This window comes from Tistrella mobilis (assembly GCF_039634785.1).
GTDB lineage: Bacteria > Pseudomonadota > Alphaproteobacteria > Tistrellales > Tistrellaceae > Tistrella > Tistrella mobilis.
The window spans coordinates 124,622-140,436 of the sequence record NZ_JBBIAB010000012.1 but is presented as its reverse complement, the minus strand read 5'-3'; the positions used below and the strand labels follow the sequence as shown (position 1 = coordinate 140,436).

Below are 15,815 nucleotides of genomic sequence, written 5' to 3'. Positions count from 1 at the left end.
CTGATTGACGGCAGAACGCCTGCATAGCCCGATATGACCCGAGAATACGGCCTCCGGAGACCGCATGCGCGGTATCCGGCAAGGGGAGATTTGCGCCGTGACCGGCCATCGGGCAGGGAGAGATCAATCAGGGAAGGTCCGGACGCCCATGGGACAGATCGGTCGACCGCTTCGCCGGAAGGAAGATGCCCGCTTTCTGACCGGGGCCGGTCAGTATGTCGCCGACGCGGCGACGCAGCTTGGTGCCGCGCATATGCGCATCCTGCGCTCGCCCCATGGCGCGGCCCTGATCCGGGCGATCGATACCGGCGCCGCCCGTGCCCTGCCCGGCGTGCTCGACGTGATCACCGGGGCGGATCTGGACAAGATGGGCATCGGTGGCCTGCCCTGCGCCTGGCCGGTCACCAGCCGTGACGGCTCGGCGATGATCCACCCGCCCCATCCCGTGCTGGCGGTGGACCGGGTGCTGCATGTCGGCGACCCGCTGGCGGCGGTGGTGGCCGAAACCGAGGCCCAGGCCGATGCGGCGGTGGAAGCGATCGAGGTCGACTACGACCCCCTGCCCTGCCAGACCGATCTTGGCACCGCTCTGGGCCCCCATGCCGCCCGGGTCCGGTCGGAGATCCCGACCAATCGCTGTTTCGACTGGGATCTGGGCGACGAGGCCGCGGTCGACGCCGCCCTGGCCGCCAGCCCGCGGGTGGTGACGCTGGACCTGATCCAGAACCGGGTGAATGCCAGCCCGATGGAAACCCGCGGCACGCTCGGCGTCTATGACCGCGGCCATGGCGACTATACGCTCTGGACCTCCAGCCAGAACCCGCATTCGATCCGGGTGACGCTGTCGGCCGCAACGCTCAAAGTGCCCGAGGAAAAGCTCAGGGTGATCTCGCCCGATGTCGGCGGCGGCTTCGGCATGAAGATCTATCACTATTCGGAAGAGGTGCTGGTGCTGGTGGCGGCAAAACGCACCGGCCGGCCGGTGCGCTGGATCGCAAGCCGGCTGGAGGCCTTCCAGGCCGACACCTATGCCCGCGACCATGTGACGACGGTGTCGCTCGGCCTGGACGAGGACGGCCGCTTCCGGGCGATGAAGGTGCACACGCTGGCCAATATGGGCGCCTATCTCTCCACTTTCGCGCCCTCGATCCCGACCTTCTTCTATGCCAACCCCTTCCCCGGCCCCTATGCGCTGCGCGACGTCTATGTCCATGTCGAGGGCGTGTTCACCAACACCACGCCCGTCGATGCCTATCGCGGCGCCGGCCGGCCCGAGGCGACCTATGTGATGGAGCGGATCGTCGAAACGGCCGCGCGGGAGCTGGGCATGGATCCGTTCGAGATCCGGCGGATGAACGCCATCCCGCCCGAGGCCATCCCCTACCGCACGCCGTTTCTGTGGACCTATGATTCGGGCGATCTGCCGGCGTTGATGGATCTGGCCCGTCAGGCCGCCGATCCGGATGGCTATGACGCCCGTCGGGCGGCGTCGGCCGCGAAGGGCCTGCGCCGCGGCATGGGTGTCGCCTTCTACATGGAGGCCTGCGGCATGGGACCGTCTAAACTGCTGATCGAGGCCGGGCTCGGCGGCGGGCAGTTCGAGGTGGCGACCGTCCGGGTCGGGCCCACCGGCGGCATCATGGTTCTGACCGGCAGCCATTCCCACGGCCAGGGCCACGAGACCGCCTTCGCCCAGATCGTGGCGGACAAAACCGGCATCGACCCCGCCCTGATCGAGATCGTCCATGGCGACACCGCGAAGGTGCCCTATGGCGTCGGCACCTATGGCTCGCGCTCTCTGTCGGTCGGCGGCTCGGCGCTGGCGGTGACCACCGACAAGGTGGTGGCCAAGATGACCCGCATCGCCGCCCATATGCTGGGCACCACGCCCGAAGAGATCACGCTGGCCGACGGCATCTTCCGGATGCGCACGACCAATCGCAGCCTGACCTTCGCCGAGGTCGCCGGCCGCGCCTATGCCCCGGTCGACTATCCGCCGGGGATGGAGCCCGGCATCGACGAAACCACCTATTACGACCCGGAAGCCTTCACCTTCCCCTATGGCTGCCATATCGTCGAGGTCGAGATCGACCCCGAGACCGGCACCACCAGGGTCGACCGCTATCTGGCGGTGGATGATTTCGGCCGCATCGTGAACCCGCTGATCGTCGAAGGCCAGATCCATGGCGGTGCCGCCCAGGCGATCGGCCAGGCCTGCATGGAGGTCTGCCGCTACGACCCCGAGAGCGGCCAGCTGCTGACCGGATCGTTCATGGACTACGCCATGCCACGGGCGACCGACGTGCCGCCGGTGGAGCTGGTCGCCATGGAAACCCTCTGCACCACCAACCCGCTGGGTGCCAAGGGCTGCGGCGAGGCCTCGGCCATCGCCGGGCCGGCGGCGGTGATCAATGCGATCGCAGACGCCCTCCACGACCTGGGCGTGCGTCATATAGACATGCCGGCCACGCCCGAGCGGGTCTGGCGGGCGATGCGGATGGCGAAACCCGTCTGACGGGCTGCATACCGAGAAATGTGACCCATTTTGCGTCGTCACCCCCTTCTCATGTCCACCTCTGGTCACCGATAAAAACCGGCGTATCTTCTGGGGAAGCCTGCCGCGTCAGGCATCGTCATGAAGGAGGCGCCTTATGCCGGAACCCGCCCAGCGATCATCCGCTGCCACACGCCAACGCATCCTGCAGGCTGCGATGATCCGCTTCGCCCGGCACCCTTATGAAGACGCCAGGCTGCGCGACATCGCAGCCGATGCCGAGATCGACGTCGCCATGGTCCACCGCGCCTTCGGATCCAAGGAGCAGCTGTTCGTCGAGGTGGTGCGCGCCGCCTTTCAGGCCCGCACCAGCATCGAGGAACAGACCGACCCGCCGGAGCAGGCCTTCGCCCGCGAGATTTTCGACCCGCTGCTCGACCGGACGTTCGGACGTGTCGACCCGATGGATATCGTCGTCCAGTCGCTGTCCAGCACCCAGGCGGCACCGATCCTGCGCGACTTCATTCTGGAAGACGTGATCGGCCCGATCGCGGCGCGCACCGCGGATGTGCAGCGCGACGCAGGCAGGCCGGCGCTGACATCGGAAGCGATCAATGAACGCGCCGCCCTTGCCGCCGCCTGCATGACCGGCATCGTGCTGTTCCGCCAGGTGCTGAAGATCGATCTGGTGGGCGATGACCGGCGCGAGCGGCTGGAACCGCTGATCCGGGCCGTGTTGAGTGCGGCACTTCATCCGGAGACGTGATCGGCAGATGCGGCAGGATGGCGCGCCGTCGTATGCTGGCCGGATCGGAAGACGCGCCCGGCCCGCGGGAGAGACCCGGACGGGCGACAGACAGGGAGTGCCAGCCACCATGACCGACGCCACCACCCCCGCCCGCCCCCAGGCCGTGCCCACCCTTCAGGTCGATGACGACCGGGTGCGGGTGACGCTGTGGAGCTTCGCCCCCGGCGCCGAGACGGGATCGCATCGCCACGAGCTGGACTATGTGGTCGTGCCGCTGGCCAATGGCCGGCTGCGCATCGAAGGCCCCGACGGCGCCGCCCGCACGGTGGAGCGGTCTTTCGGCGCATCCTATACCGGCATGGCCGGTACCGATCACAATGTGATCAATGACGGCGACGAACCCTTCGCCTTCGTCGAGATCGAGCTGCGCTGACCGGAGACGGGCAGCCCCATAGCGGTGGGGCTGCCCGCACGCAGGGGCCCCCATCGCCACGGGGCTCTCAGCCGTCGATCCAGGGGATCACCGGTTTCGCGATCATCAGCCAGACGATCCCGAGCACGGCAAAGAAGGCCGGGAAGCCGAAGGCGAACCAGATCCGGTAGAGCCGGGCCCAGGCCGCGGGCAGCGGCAGACCGCGGGCCGCCGCCGCGCGTGCCATGTCGCGCAGGCGAAGCTGCATCCACACCACCGGCAGCCAGAACAGCCCGGTGAGCAGATAGAGCAGGATCGAGAGCAGGATCCAGCCCTGGGTGAGCGGCAGGCCCAGATGCATCGCCAGCGCCACGCCGGTCACCGGCTGGGCGATGACCGCGGTGAGGGTGAAGACGAAATCCGCGATCACGACGATCCGGGCGACTTCGGCGATGCGGACGGCATCGTCGGTCATGCGGGCGACGACCAGAAAGAAGGCGATGCCCGCACCGGTGCCGAGCAGCACGGCGGCCCCGATCACATGCAGGAATTTGAGCCCGAAATAGAGCATCACCGGTCCTCCAGAATGGCGAGGGCGGCGAGGTTCAGCATCATGATCGGCCAGATCTTGACCAGCGGTCCCAGCGGCTCTTCCCAGAGCCGGGGCACCAGGATGGTGCCGGCGACGACATAGAAGATCGAGATCCCGAGCGCTGCAAAAAGGGCGGTACGGGTGGTGCGCCGCCAGGCGATGCCAAGACCGATGAGCAGGTCGGCCAGGGCACCGAGGATGACCGAGGGACCGGCGAGCGGACCGACGCCGCCTTCCAGCATCAGCGCGACGCCGATATCGTAGCCGGGGCCGAAAGAAAGCAGCGCCGTGGTGATCCAGAAAGCCGAAAAGACACCGAAGATCAGCGGCTTCAGCAGATAGAGCCCGGCGAACCAGCGATCCTGAACCGTCGCCGGCCGCGCGGCCAGCGCCTGCCCCAGCTTGCGGGGTGTGATGCCGGTGGCCCGGATCCAGGGGCCGGGATCGCCGGTCGCGCCGCGCACCACTTCCCGCCGGGCATTGGACCTGAGCGGTGGCCGCCAGCCGAGCCGCGCCACCGCATCGCCTGCCCGCCAGACCAGCCGGGCGAGTCTGGGCGGCAGGCGCCGCAGCCGGGGTGGCGCCCAGCCCATCCAGCGGCGATGGGCCAGCACGATATCGGTGAAGCCGAGCGGTTCGGGCCCCGCCAGATCGAGCGCCAGCCGCGCCGGCGCAGCGGGATCGAGCAGGCGCAGCACCGTCTCGACCACATCATCCAGCTGCACGACCTGCAGCGGCCTGGTATCGGGCAGAACCGGCAGCACCGGCAGGGCGGCAAGCCCGCGCATCAGCGCACCGGCGCCATAGACCCCCGGCCCCAGCACCACCGAGGGGCGCAGGATCACCCAGTCGAGATCGCGGGCCATCAGCGCCTGGTCGCCGGCGCGCTTGCTGGCCGAAAAACTGCTCGGCGTCGCCCGGTCGACCCCCATGGCCGAGAAATGGATCACCCGGCGGATGCCGGCCGCTTCGGCCGCGGCGAAAAGCGCATCGGCACCGGTTTCATGCACCGCCAGATCGTCGCCCGCACCGCGCGGACCCCGGCCCTGCTGGAACACGCCGGCACAATTGACCACCGCATCGACGCCCGCCAGATGCGGCGCCCAGGCATCGGGCCCGGTGACGGTCGCCATGTCGAGCGCGTGCCAGCGCACGGCAGGCAGGCTCCGCCGGCCGCGGACATCGTCGCGGGCCATGCCGGTGACGTCGTGGCCTTCGGTAACCAGTCTGGCGACCACGGCCGATCCGATCAGGCCGGTGGCGCCGGTGACGAGCACATGCACGCGATTTTGTTCCTTCAAGGGCCGCCAACACCGTCGACAACGACGGCAGACGCCGCCAGTTCCACCGGAACCCGCCGAGGCGGAACGGGTTGACCGTTCCCCGGCCACTGCAATGCCATGGTCGGTGACATGATATCCTGTTCTACCAGGGCGAGACGGAGTTGACGATGCGCGAAACGACGAGACGGCATCCGCAGGCAGGCGACCGGGACCAGACGGCCCCGGTGGTGGTGATCACCGGCGGGTCATCGGGGATCGGGCGCTGCACCGCGCTGCTGTTCGCCCGCCGCGGCTGGCGGGTGGGGTTGATCGCCCGCAGCGCCGACGGCCTTGCCGATGCCCGCGACGACATCCTGCGCGAGGGCGGCGAGGCGGTGGCCGCCGTGGCCGATGTTTCCGACGCCCGCGGCCTGGATGCCGCCGCCTCGGCGATCGAGGACCGCTATGGCCGGATCGACGCCTGGATCAACAATGCCGGGGTCGGGTTCTACGCGCCCTTCGAAGACGTGGCGGAAGAGGAATTCCGGCGGGTGACAGAGGTGGATTATCTGGGGGTGGTCAACGGCACCCGCACCGCCCTCGCCCGCATGCGCCCCCGCAACCAGGGCGTGATCGTCAATATCGGCTCTGTGGTGGCCCTGCGCCCGATGCCGCTGCTCGCGCCCTATGCCGCCGCCAAATCGGCCGTCGCCGCCTTCACCGAGGCGGTGCGGACCGAGCTGATCCACGATCGCAGCCAGATCCATCTGGCGCTGGTGCATCCGCCCGCCACCGACACCCCCTTCTTCGCCCATGCCGGGGCCCGCCTGGCCGAAGGCGTCCCCCGCCCGACACCGCCGGTCTACCCGCCCGAGACAGTGGCGGAGGCGATCTGGGAGGCGGTCACCCGGCGCAGGCGGACCGCCTGGGTCGGCCGTGCCACCCGCGGGCTCGGCCTTGTGAACCGGCTGATGCCGGGGCTGGCCGACCGGCTGACCGGGCGGTTCGGCCGGGCGGCGCAGGTGACCCGCAACCGGCGGGCCGTCGACCGCCGCGATCCGGCGGTGTTCGGCCCCGGCCGGCACAGCCATGCCGTCCGTGGCGGCTGGGCGGAGGGCGGCGGCACCGGACGCCAGATGCGCATGGCGGCGCTGGCGGCGGGCGGGCTGGTTCTGGGCCTCTGGCTGGCGGGGCGCCATCGGCGCGGCCGCCCGGCCCGCGCGTGACGGAGGGAGGACAGAATGTCGACCTCCCGTCTGGACACCCCCTTGCTGGGCGCCATCGCCGGGGTCATGGCCACCGTGGCGATGACCGCCGCCATGCGCCGCATGCGGCCGCTGCTGCCCGAAGAAGACAGCTATCCCCTGCCCCCGCGTGAGATCATCGACGGCACTGCCGGGCGGCCTGGCGAAGGGAAGGCCGGCACAGGGAGGGCAGATGACGAGCAGGCCCGGCGCCGCCAGACCCTGCTCGCCCATTTCGCCTTCGGCGCCGCCTCGGGCGCGGTCTTCGCCCTGCTGCGCCCGCGGGGCGGGCTGGCGGCGGGGGCCGGCTATGGCGTCGCCGTCTGGGCAGCCAGCTATCTGGGCTGGATCCCGGCCGCCCGGATCCTGAAACCGGCCACCCGCCATCCCTGGCGCCGCAACCTGCTGATGATTGCGGCACATCTGGTCTGGGGCGCAAGCCTCGCCAAGGGGCTGGAGGATCTGGACCGGGCGGAAGGCGAGCTGTTCGAGGGCGCCCCCCGGCCTCATCCCGATCAACCGCGCCAGGCCCACAACCGCGCCGGGCCCGCGATCAGGCCCGCGTAGCGAGCCGGATCATCTCATCCAGGTCGCTGCCGTCACCGAAACCGAGGGCGTCGCCCGGGGCACCGGTCCCCGGTACGGCATCAGCGCCGGCAACCTGCGGCGGCGGCGGCGCAGCCGCTGCTGCCGGCGCCTGCGGTGCAGCGCCGGCCTCGGCGGACGCCGTGTCACCCACGCCCTCGGTCGCCTGATCCTTGACGGCCGCGTCGATCCGCTCCCGGATCTTGGTTTCGATCTTCGCCCGATCCTCGGGCGACATCGCCGCCAGGTCTTCCTCGGTCAGGCCCTCATCGGCCAGGAACATCTGGCGATAGCGTTCGGCAGGGGTCATGGACATGAAGTCCATGAAGGCCTGCTCCGCCGCCGACCAGCCGTTATCGTCGTCAGAGGCGGTCACCTCCCCGGACGACGCGCCTGCGGTCTCGGGTGTCTCCGCAGCCTCGTCGGCCGCGGCCAGCTCCGGCTCGTCCGACTGACCGATCATCTGAGCATTGAACAGCGTCTGGCTGGTGGCATTCGCCCCGCCTGCGGCCGGCGCCATCAATCCCGCAGAAGATGCCCGCCCGGCAGATTGTGCCGGGGGCGCCGCCGGGGCGGCAGATCCTGCCGCGGGGGCTGCAGATCCTGCCGCCTGCCCGGTCTGTCGCGCGAGCAGTTCCGCGCTGCCTATCTGCCTGTAAAGCTGGGCGGACAACCCGCCCGCACCCCGCGCCTGCACATCCATGATGTCACGTCCCCGATATTCTGAAACCGGTCGGGGCGGGATGTCGCAATTTGCATGCCGTCAGGAAGAGTGGTGCGGACGGCGGGACTTGAACCCGCACTCCTTCACGGAAGCGGATTTTAAGTCCGCTGCGTCTACCGGTTTCGCCACGTCCGCGCGCGAGGGTAGGCACATTGTAACCCGTGCGCTGCGGAAGCACCAATACCGGGAATGGCTTTCACTGTCCAGTACCTCCGGGTGCCATCTCGTTACCCTTCCCGGAAGAGGACGGGAACGGCCATCTCGCCCAACACCGTGGAAAGATCGGCCTCGGCGGCATCGAGCTCGGCATCGTCGGTGCCGCGCAGCACCAGGCTGACCGAGGGCTTGCCGCCGCGGAAGGCGGGGTAGGAGCCGATTTCGACGGTCGGATGGCGGTCCTGAACCTCGCCCAGACGCTGGGCGATCTCGCCTTCGGCGCCGTCGACCACCAGGGTGACGGCGCGGGTGACCGCACCGCCTTCAAGCGTGGGCACGACATTGTCCATCATCGCGGCCGCGATCTGCGGCACACCCGCCAGGACGTGAACCTTGCCGATCCGGAAGCCGGGGGCGATCGAGACCGGATTGTCGATCAGCGTCGCGCCCTCGGCCGTGTTGGCCATGCGCAGCCGCGCCTCGGTCAGCTTGTCGGGCGGGTAATAGGCCTGAAGCCGGCGCTCGGCCTCAGGATGGCGGACCAGCCGCACGCCCATGGCCTTGGAAACCGCCTCGGCGGTGAGGTCGTCATGGGTGGGGCCGATGCCGCCGGTGGTGAAGACGTAATCGGCCTTCGCCTCCAGCGCATGGATGGCGTCGACGATTTCGGCCTCGACATCGGGCACCACCCGCACCTCGATCACCCGGATGCCGGCCGGGGCGAGTTTGGTTGCGATCATCCGCACATTCACGTCCTGGGTCCGGCCCGACAGGATCTCGTTGCCGATGACCAGCACCGCGGCGGTGCGGGAGCCGCCCCCTGTGGCGGGGCTGGTGTCGGCGGCAATGGACGAGGTGGGGGTGGTCTCGGTCATCGGACGGGTCCCGTGCTTGAAGATGGCGCGTCGATCTCGCCGGCCTGGATCAGCCAGTCGATGGTCTCGCGCAGGATGCTGTCGAGCGGCGGCGGCGCATATCCCAGGTCGCGCTTCGCCCGGTCGCTGTCGATCGCGACCATGTGGCAGGTGATCCGCGCCGCATCGGGCGTGATGGTCGGGCGCAGGCCGGTCAGCGGCGAGACCAGGCCGAGCGTCTGTGCCACCGCCATCAGCAGCCGGGGCGGCGCCACCCGGTCGGTCAGCCGCCGGCCCAGAATGTCGCCGGCCCGGCGGATCAGCTCCTGAAAGCTCGCCTCGGGCCCGCCCAGAAGATAGTTCTCACCGATCATCGCGCGATCGGCGGCGGCGATCACGGCATCGGCGACCGCGGCGGCGCCTGCAAAACTGCCGCCGCCGGGCGGGATCGCCGGCAGCCGGCCGCGGGCGGCCAGCCGGATCAGCCCGGCCCAGTTATGCCGGTCCCAGGCGCCCAGCATATGGCCCGGGTTCAGGATCACCGCATCCACGCCGCGGGCGATCGCATCCTGCACCGCCTCTTCCGCAGCCGCCTTGCTCGCCACGTAACCCACGGGATGATCGGCCCCGACCTTGGGGCAATGCTCGTCGACCCGCCGGCGATCGAAGCCGTAGACCGAGGCCGAGGAGACATGGACCAGCCGACGGACGCGGGTCAGCAGCACCGCCTCGGCCACCGCCGCGGTGCCCGCCACATTCGTCTGCCACTGCCGGGCCCTGTCGCGCGGGTCGGTGGAGGTATCGGCCGCCAGATGCAGATAGACATCGGTATCATCGGGCGTCTGCGCCGCCATGGCATGGGCATCGGTCAGCGGCGCCTCGATCAGCTGCACGCCCCGGGCCTCCAGCCAGCCGCGCGCCTCTGCCGGGGTTTCGGGGCGGATGAAGGCGGTGACCGCCCAGCCGGGATCCTGCGTCAGCCGCGCGACCACGTGCCGGCCGAGCATGCCGCCCGCCCCGGTCACCACGGCGCGCCGCGGCATCTGTGTTCCCGAACCGCGCCTGTTCATGCTCGTCCCCGTCACACATCCGACCGATCGATGGCGTTCGGCCGCGATTATGACCGCGGTCGCCGCAGGCTTCCAGTCCGCAGGCCATCCGGCGACCGCTTGCGCCATGGCAGGCCCGCGCCTAGTCTGACGCCATGACCGACACCCTGCCCCGGCCGATGGCGGCCCTTCCCGATACCGACCATCCCGGCCTCGTCTTCACGCCGCCGCTGGAACCCGCACGCCTTGTGCGGCGCTACAAGCGTTTTTTGGCCGATATCGTCTTCGAGGACGGCACGGAGACCACCGCCCATGTCGCCAACCCCGGCAGCATGGCAGGCCTTGCCGGGCCCGGCTCCCGGATCTGGCTGCAGCGATCGGCCGATCCGAAGCGCAAGCTGCCGCTGTCCTGGGTGCTGGTCGACGTGGCAGGCGGCGCCCATGTGGTCGTCGACACCGGCCGCGCCAACGGGCTGGTTGCGGATGTGATCCGCGCCGGGCTGGTTCCGGGCCTCGGCGGTGACGGCGCGACGCTCCGCCGCGAGGTGCGCTATGGCCAGGCCTCACGCGTCGACCTTGTGGTCGACCCGGCCCCGGGGTCGGGCGGCCTGCCGGTCTATGTCGAGGTCAAATCGGTCACGCTGTCACGCCGGCCGGGGCTGGGGGAGTTTCCCGACGCCCGCACCGCCCGCGGCGCCCGCCATCTGGCGGAACTGGCGGCGCTGGCAGAGAGCGGCGCCGCCCGGGCCATGCTGATCTATGCGGTGATGCGCGGTGATGCGACACGCGTCGACGTCGCGGCCGATATCGACCCGGCCTATGCCGCGGCACTGGAGGCCGCCCGCGCGGCCGGGGTCGGCGTTCTGGCACTCGGCTTCGAGGCCACGCCCCGGGGCATCGGCTTCACGGGGCTGCTGCCGGTCGCCGGTTCTGCAAGCGGCAGATGACCCATGTCACGAAAACGCGCATGTCCCGCGATTGCCGGATGGCCGCTGGTGTAATATCTATGCAGTCAAAGCAGCCATCGCGCAGAACACCCGGTCGCGCAGAACACCCGGTTCGGTCCGGCGGATGACGCCGGGGGAAAGCAGGAAACGATGATCAAGATCCACGCGCCCGAGGATTTCGAGGGCATGCGCAAGGCGGGCCGTCTGGCCGCCGACGTCCTCGACTTCATCACTCCGCATGTACAACCGGGAGTGACGACCGAACGCCTCGACCAGTTGTGCCACGACTTCATCCTCGATCATGGCGCCATCCCGGCGCCGCTGAACTACCGGGGCTTCCCCAAGTCGATCTGCACCTCGGTCAACCACGTGGTCTGCCACGGCATCCCGACCGATCAGAAGGCGCTGGTCGAAGGCGACATCATCAACATCGACATTACCGTCATCCTGGACGGCTGGTTCGGCGATACCAGCCGCATGTTCCCTGTCGGCAAGATCTCCCGCAAGGCGGAGCGGCTGATCGAGATCACCTATGACTCGATGATGCTGGGCATCGCGGCGGTGAAGCCGGGCGCCACCTTCGGCGATATCGGCCATGCCATCCAGAGCTTCGTGGAAAAGCAGAAATGCTCCGTGGTGCGGGATTTCTGCGGCCACGGCATCGGCCGGGTCTTCCACGATCAGCCCAACGTGCTGCATTACGGCCGCCGCGGCGACGGCGAAGAGCTGAAGCCAGGCATGTTCTTCACCATCGAGCCCATGGTCAATCTGGGCCGGCCCGACGTGAAGATCCTGTCCGACGGCTGGACCGCCGTCACTCGCGACCGCCAGCTCTCGGCCCAGTTCGAGCACACGGTGGCGGTGACGGAGACCGGCTACGAAATCTTCACCGGCTCCCCCCTCGGCCTCGACCGGCCGCCCTATCGCACCGACATCGCCGCCTGACCACGGCACCCGCAGGGGATCCACGATCGCGATGACCGACCGGCGCCGCCCCGACCCGAACCAGACCGCCGCGGCGCCGGTGACCGGTTTCGCCCGCGCCGCCGACATGATCGCGCGCGCGGCGGCGCGGCCCGCCGAAGAGGCGCCCGAGGCAGCCTCGGCCGCACCGCAACCGCCGGTGCTGGACGTGGAATCCATGCCCTGGTGGCAGGAGGCGGGCCCGGTGCGAAGATCGGCGCCCGGCCTGGACGAGGCCTCGGGCCGGGTCGTCCGGCCGGCACCGGAAGGTTCGCCTGAAAACGGCACCGCGAAGCCCCATTACCACGGCCATCGCCAGCGCCTGCGCGACCGGCTGCTGGAGCGGGGTGCCGATGCACTGGCCGATTATGAACTGCTGGAACTGCTGATCGCCGCCGCCATTCCGCGCGGCGACGTGAAGCCGATCGCCAAGCGCCTGCTTCAGACCTTCGGCAGCCTGGGCGACGTGCTGCATGCCGAGCCGGCCCGGCTGAAGGCGGTAGAGGGCGTGGGCCCGGCGGTGCTGGCGCAGATCAAGCTGGCCGAGGGGCTGAAGATCCGCTCCATGCGCGAAGAGGTCATCGACCGGCCGCTCTTCGCCTCGTGGCAGGCGCTGATGGACTATCTGATGGCCGATCTGGGCCATCTCAGGGTAGAGCAGTTCCGCGTGCTGTTCCTGGACCGCAAGAACCGGCTGATTGCCGACGAGGTCCAGCAGCAGGGCACGGTGGATCACACGCCGGTCTATGCGCGCGAGGTGGTGAAGCGGGCGCTGGAACACGCCGCCTCGTCGCTGATTCTGGTCCACAACCACCCGTCGGGCGATCCCACCCCCTCGCCCGCCGATATCGACCTGACCCGCCGCTTGGTCGAGGCCGCGCGCCATCTGGGCATCTCGGTTCACGACCACATCATCATCGGCCGGCGCAGCTATAAAAGCTTCAAGGCCCTGGGGTTGCTCTGAATTTCGCCTGCGCTGAAGCAGGCCTCACTCCGCCGGGGTAACGTCGACCGCCAGCTGCGGCACCGCCCTTGCCGGCGGCTCGGTAGGTGCACGGGCCGGGCGCTGTGCCGGACGAGAGAGTTCATAGACATCGACCGTCTCGGTCCGGCCGCGCAGCATATGCGCGCCCAACGGCCGGGAATCGACCCCGGCCGGCAGCGGCGCCAGCGCCAGCACCGCTTCCGACACCAGCACCGGCACTTTCAGTGTCTTGGCCAGGCCTTCAAGCCGGGCGGCGGTGTTCATCGTGTCGCCGATGAAGGCGATCTCGTGCTTGGCGTCGCCCAGTTCGGCCACCACCACGGTGCCGACATGCATCACCGCCCGGACCCGCGGCGCCTCTCCGAAACGGCGGATGAAGTCCGGCCCGGCCCGCTCCACCGCCTCCAGAATGTCGAAGGTGCAGGTGATCGCCCGGGCCGCCTGACGCGCGGCCTGACGCGCCCCGCAGCTGATGTTCCAGGAGATGATCGCCTGGTCGCCGACATAGCGGTCGATGGCGCCCCGGTTGCGGCGCACGGGTGAGCCCATGGTGAACAGGATCTGGCCCAGATAATCGGTCGCCCCCAGCTCGCCCAGCCGTTCGGCGGTGCTGGTCCAGCCGGCGACATCGACCAGCAGGAAGATGCGTTCCTCACGCGTCGGGCGATGATAGCGGCCGACCAGCAGGGCCAGGAACACCCGCGTGCCGATCAGGTCGCGGATCCGGAACAGCAGGCCGCCCACGGCCGACACGCCCATGGAGAAGAGCAGCACGTCGAAACGCAGCACCAGCCACATCACCGGACCGTGATCCTGATGGCCGGCCAGGATCCCGAACCACTGATCCGCCACCATCAGCAGCAGCCCCATCACGGCGTAAGAGACGAAGGACAGCGCCGACCAGACCAGCATGGTGCCGCCGACATAGATCGGTGCCGCCTGGGCGCGCAGCCAGCGGCTGACCCTGGGGAACAACCGCCCCATGGCGAAGGCGATCATCACCCCGCCCACGCCGGAGCCATAGACCATGGCGATCCAGGTGTCGTCCTTGCCTTCCAGAATGCCGAAGATGAGGCCGCAGAGCATGCCGGCGAGCGGGAAACCCAGCCAGCCCAGCGCGTTGCGCAGGCGTTGCGCGGTCGCTTCCGTCATGCCCCCCTACCTCTCACCCACAGCCTGCTCTCACCCGACAGCCTGCCCGCCACACCGGTGCATACGGTGCTTTTCTGGATATTGGGCGGCCGTGTGGCCTTGTCGACCTCGTAAGGCCATCTGCTTCAAGACATGTTCATGACGGCCACCGCCACCCAGACTAAGCCACGACGGCGCCCGGCGCAGCAGCTTTGCGCGCGCCGCGGCCCCGCCCCCGGTCATCTGCCCTTTGCCCGGCGGGCGCCACGGGCTATAACCCTGCCCGAAGCGGCCGGACGGCTCCGGTTCGCGTGTGTTTCGCCTGCGAAGGACAGCCCAGCGATGATCCCGCGCTATTCCCGCCCCGAGATGGTCCGGATCTGGGAACCGGAGAACAAGTTCCGCATCTGGTTCGAGATCGAAGCCCATGCCTGCGACGCCCAGGCCGAGCTGGGGGTGATCCCCAAGGAAGCCGCGAAGGCGGTGTGGGAGCGCGGCGCCTTCGACATTCCGCGCATCGACGAGATCGAGCGCGAGGTGAAGCACGACGTCATCGCCTTCCTGACCAGCCTGGCCGAGCATGTGGGCGAGGAAGCCCGCTTCGTGCATCAGGGCATGACCTCGTCGGACGTGCTGGATACCTGCCTCGCCGTGCAGCTGAAGCAGGCCGCCGATCTGCTGATCGAGGATGTCGACAAGGTGCTGGCCGCACTGGAACGCCGCGCCTTCGAATACAAGGACACCCCCACTATCGGCCGCAGCCACGGCATCCATGCCGAGCCGGTGACGTTCGGCCTGAAGCTTGCCGGCTATCATGCCGAATTCCAGCGCGCCCGCGCCCGGCTGGTGGCGGCGCGTGACGAGATCGCGACCTGCGCCATCTCGGGCGCCGTCGGCACCTTCGCCAATATCGACCCCCGGGTCGAAGAGCATGTGGCCGAAAAGCTGGGCCTGAAGCCCGAGCCGGTTTCGACCCAGGTGATCCCGCGCGACCGCCATGCGATGTTCTTCGCGGTGCTGGGCGTGGTGGCAAGCTCGGTCGAGCGGCTGGCGGTTGAAATCCGCCATCTGCAGCGGTCCGAGGTCTACGAGGCGGAAGAGTATTTCTCGCCCGGGCAGAAGGGCTCGTCGGCGATGCCGCACAAGCGCAACCCGGTGCTGACCGAAAACCTGACCGGTCTGGCCCGCGTGGTGCGCGGCTATATCACCCCGGCGATGGAGAATGTGGCGCTCTGGCACGAGCGCGACATCTCGCATTCCTCGGTGGAGCGGATGATCGGCCCCGACGCCACCATCGTGCTCGATTTTGCGCTCAACCGCCTGGCCGGCGTGGTCGACAAGCTGGTGGTTTACCCTGAGCGGATGATGGCCAATCTGGATGCGCTGGGCGGCCTGGTCCACTCGCAGCGCGTGCTGCTCGCCCTCACCCAGAAGGGCGTCAGCCGCGAGGACGCCTATCGCCTGGTGCAGCGCAACGCCATGCCGGTCTGGCGCGGCGAGGGCCAGTTCATCGACCTGCTGAAGGCCGACCCCGAGGTCACCGCCCGCCTCTCCGACGCCGAGATCGAAGGGCTGTTCGATCTGGGCTATCACATGGCGCAGGTCGACACGATCTTCCGGCGGGTGTTCGGGCGGGCCTGATCCCGACCACGACACCAGACGTCAGAGA

At 69.2% G+C, this 15,815-nt stretch carries 15 protein-coding genes and 1 tRNA gene; 9 read left to right on the top strand and 7 right to left on the bottom strand.

Going from position 1 to position 15,815, the window contains the following annotated elements:
• Positions 1–148: 148 nt before the first annotated feature.
• The 3 genes from WI697_RS17900 (at position 149) to WI697_RS17890 (ending at position 3,675) form a co-directional block, all read left to right on the top strand.
• Positions 149–2,515: a xanthine dehydrogenase family protein molybdopterin-binding subunit gene (locus tag WI697_RS17900; protein ID WP_345959396.1), complete on the top strand. Its 2,367-nt coding sequence runs from the start codon at positions 149–151 to the stop codon at positions 2,513–2,515.
• 136 nt (positions 2,516–2,651) lie between these two features.
• Positions 2,652–3,260, top strand: coding sequence for a TetR/AcrR family transcriptional regulator (locus WI697_RS17895; protein WP_345959395.1), 609 nt, complete (start codon positions 2,652–2,654; stop codon positions 3,258–3,260).
• Positions 3,261–3,369: 109 nt separating this feature from the next.
• Entirely contained in the window at positions 3,370–3,675 is a 306-nt protein-coding gene (locus WI697_RS17890; protein WP_345959394.1) for a cupin domain-containing protein, read from the top strand.
• Positions 3,676–3,742: 67 nt separating this feature from the next.
• Here WI697_RS17890 and WI697_RS17885 read toward each other — a convergent pair whose 3' ends face one another.
• Together WI697_RS17885 and WI697_RS17880 are read right to left on the bottom strand one after the other, a co-directional pair.
• Positions 3,743–4,225, bottom strand: coding sequence for a DUF2269 family protein (locus WI697_RS17885; RefSeq protein ID WP_345959393.1), 483 nt, complete (start codon positions 4,223–4,225; stop codon positions 3,743–3,745).
• Entirely contained in the window at positions 4,225–5,529 is a 1,305-nt protein-coding gene (locus tag WI697_RS17880; protein WP_345959392.1) for an SDR family oxidoreductase, read from the bottom strand. The genes WI697_RS17885 and WI697_RS17880 overlap by 1 nt, the downstream gene beginning before the upstream one ends.
• A 167-nt stretch (positions 5,530–5,696) precedes the next feature.
• Between WI697_RS17880 and WI697_RS17875 the strand changes: the two genes are divergently transcribed.
• Positions 5,697–6,734 carry an SDR family oxidoreductase gene (locus tag WI697_RS17875; protein WP_345959391.1) on the top strand — a complete coding sequence of 346 codons (1,038 nt, stop codon included), beginning with the start codon at positions 5,697–5,699 and terminating at the stop codon, positions 6,732–6,734.
• Positions 6,735–6,749: 15 nt separating this feature from the next.
• Complete coding sequence (locus WI697_RS17870; RefSeq protein WP_345959390.1) at positions 6,750–7,319, top strand: hypothetical protein; 570 nt, start codon at positions 6,750–6,752, stop codon at positions 7,317–7,319.
• Here WI697_RS17870 and WI697_RS17865 read toward each other — a convergent pair.
• The 4 genes from WI697_RS17865 to WI697_RS17850 form a co-directional block, all read right to left on the bottom strand.
• Positions 7,306–7,857, bottom strand: coding sequence for a hypothetical protein (locus WI697_RS17865; protein WP_345959389.1), 552 nt, complete (start codon positions 7,855–7,857; stop codon positions 7,306–7,308). The two genes, WI697_RS17870 and WI697_RS17865, sit on opposite strands and share 14 nt — an antisense overlap.
• A 253-nt stretch (positions 7,858–8,110) precedes the next feature.
• Positions 8,111–8,196 (bottom strand) — tRNA-Leu (locus WI697_RS17860).
• A gap of 92 nt (positions 8,197–8,288) precedes the next feature.
• Positions 8,289–9,092, bottom strand: a complete 804-nt coding sequence (locus WI697_RS17855; RefSeq protein ID WP_345959388.1) for a competence/damage-inducible protein A — start codon at positions 9,090–9,092, stop codon at positions 8,289–8,291.
• Positions 9,089–10,114, bottom strand: a complete 1,026-nt coding sequence (locus tag WI697_RS17850; RefSeq protein ID WP_345959387.1) for an NAD-dependent epimerase/dehydratase family protein — start codon at positions 10,112–10,114, stop codon at positions 9,089–9,091. Before WI697_RS17850 ends, WI697_RS17855 begins: the two co-directional genes overlap by 4 nt.
• 161 nt (positions 10,115–10,275) lie before the next feature.
• On the opposite strand from WI697_RS17850, the gene sfsA reads away from it, so the two are divergent.
• The 3 genes from sfsA to radC all read left to right on the top strand — a co-directional run bounded on the left by sfsA (position 10,276) and on the right by radC (position 12,994).
• Positions 10,276–11,067, top strand: a complete 792-nt coding sequence (sfsA, locus tag WI697_RS17845) for a DNA/RNA nuclease SfsA (RefSeq protein WP_345959385.1) — start codon at positions 10,276–10,278, stop codon at positions 11,065–11,067.
• Between the two features lie 150 nt (positions 11,068–11,217).
• Positions 11,218–12,012, top strand: coding sequence for a type I methionyl aminopeptidase (gene map / locus WI697_RS17840; protein WP_062768413.1), 795 nt, complete (start codon positions 11,218–11,220; stop codon positions 12,010–12,012).
• A 31-nt stretch (positions 12,013–12,043) separates the two neighbouring features.
• Positions 12,044–12,994 (top strand): RadC family protein, encoded by a 951-nt coding sequence (gene radC, locus WI697_RS17835; protein WP_345959384.1) that lies wholly within the window; start codon positions 12,044–12,046, stop codon positions 12,992–12,994.
• A 24-nt stretch (positions 12,995–13,018) separates the two neighbouring features.
• Here the strand turns inward: radC and WI697_RS17830 are convergent, their stop codons facing one another.
• The gene (locus WI697_RS17830) at positions 13,019–14,167 is read right to left on the bottom strand and encodes an adenylate/guanylate cyclase domain-containing protein (RefSeq protein ID WP_345959383.1); all 1,149 of its coding nucleotides are present in this window, start codon (positions 14,165–14,167) and stop codon (positions 13,019–13,021) included.
• 321 nt (positions 14,168–14,488) lie between these two features.
• Between WI697_RS17830 and purB the strand changes: the two genes are divergently transcribed.
• Entirely contained in the window at positions 14,489–15,787 is a 1,299-nt protein-coding gene (gene purB, locus WI697_RS17825; protein ID WP_345959382.1) for an adenylosuccinate lyase, read from the top strand.
• The last annotated feature ends 28 nt before the right edge of the window (positions 15,788–15,815 follow it).

Coding starts and splice junctions, on each gene's coding strand:
- WI697_RS17890 (WP_345959394.1), top strand. CDS start 3,370: ATGACCGACGCCACCACCCCCGCCCGCCCCCAGGCCGTGCCCACCCTT.
- WI697_RS17855 (WP_345959388.1), bottom strand. CDS start 9,092: ATGACCGAGACCACCCCCACCTCGTCCATTGCCGCCGACACCAGCCCC.
- WI697_RS17830 (WP_345959383.1), bottom strand. CDS start 14,167: ATGACGGAAGCGACCGCGCAACGCCTGCGCAACGCGCTGGGCTGGCTG.
- map (WP_062768413.1), top strand. CDS start 11,218: ATGATCAAGATCCACGCGCCCGAGGATTTCGAGGGCATGCGCAAGGCG.
- WI697_RS17865 (WP_345959389.1), bottom strand. CDS start 7,857: ATGGCGCCGGCCGCAGGCGGGGCGAATGCCACCAGCCAGACGCTGTTC.
- WI697_RS17850 (WP_345959387.1), bottom strand. CDS start 10,114: ATGCCGCGGCGCGCCGTGGTGACCGGGGCGGGCGGCATGCTCGGCCGG.
- WI697_RS17885 (WP_345959393.1), bottom strand. CDS start 4,225: ATGCTCTATTTCGGGCTCAAATTCCTGCATGTGATCGGGGCCGCCGTG.
- sfsA (WP_345959385.1), top strand. CDS start 10,276: ATGACCGACACCCTGCCCCGGCCGATGGCGGCCCTTCCCGATACCGAC.
- WI697_RS17870 (WP_345959390.1), top strand. CDS start 6,750: ATGTCGACCTCCCGTCTGGACACCCCCTTGCTGGGCGCCATCGCCGGG.
- WI697_RS17895 (WP_345959395.1), top strand. CDS start 2,652: ATGCCGGAACCCGCCCAGCGATCATCCGCTGCCACACGCCAACGCATC.
- WI697_RS17875 (WP_345959391.1), top strand. CDS start 5,697: ATGCGCGAAACGACGAGACGGCATCCGCAGGCAGGCGACCGGGACCAG.
- radC (WP_345959384.1), top strand. CDS start 12,044: ATGACCGACCGGCGCCGCCCCGACCCGAACCAGACCGCCGCGGCGCCG.
- purB (WP_345959382.1), top strand. CDS start 14,489: ATGATCCCGCGCTATTCCCGCCCCGAGATGGTCCGGATCTGGGAACCG.
- WI697_RS17900 (WP_345959396.1), top strand. CDS start 149: ATGGGACAGATCGGTCGACCGCTTCGCCGGAAGGAAGATGCCCGCTTT.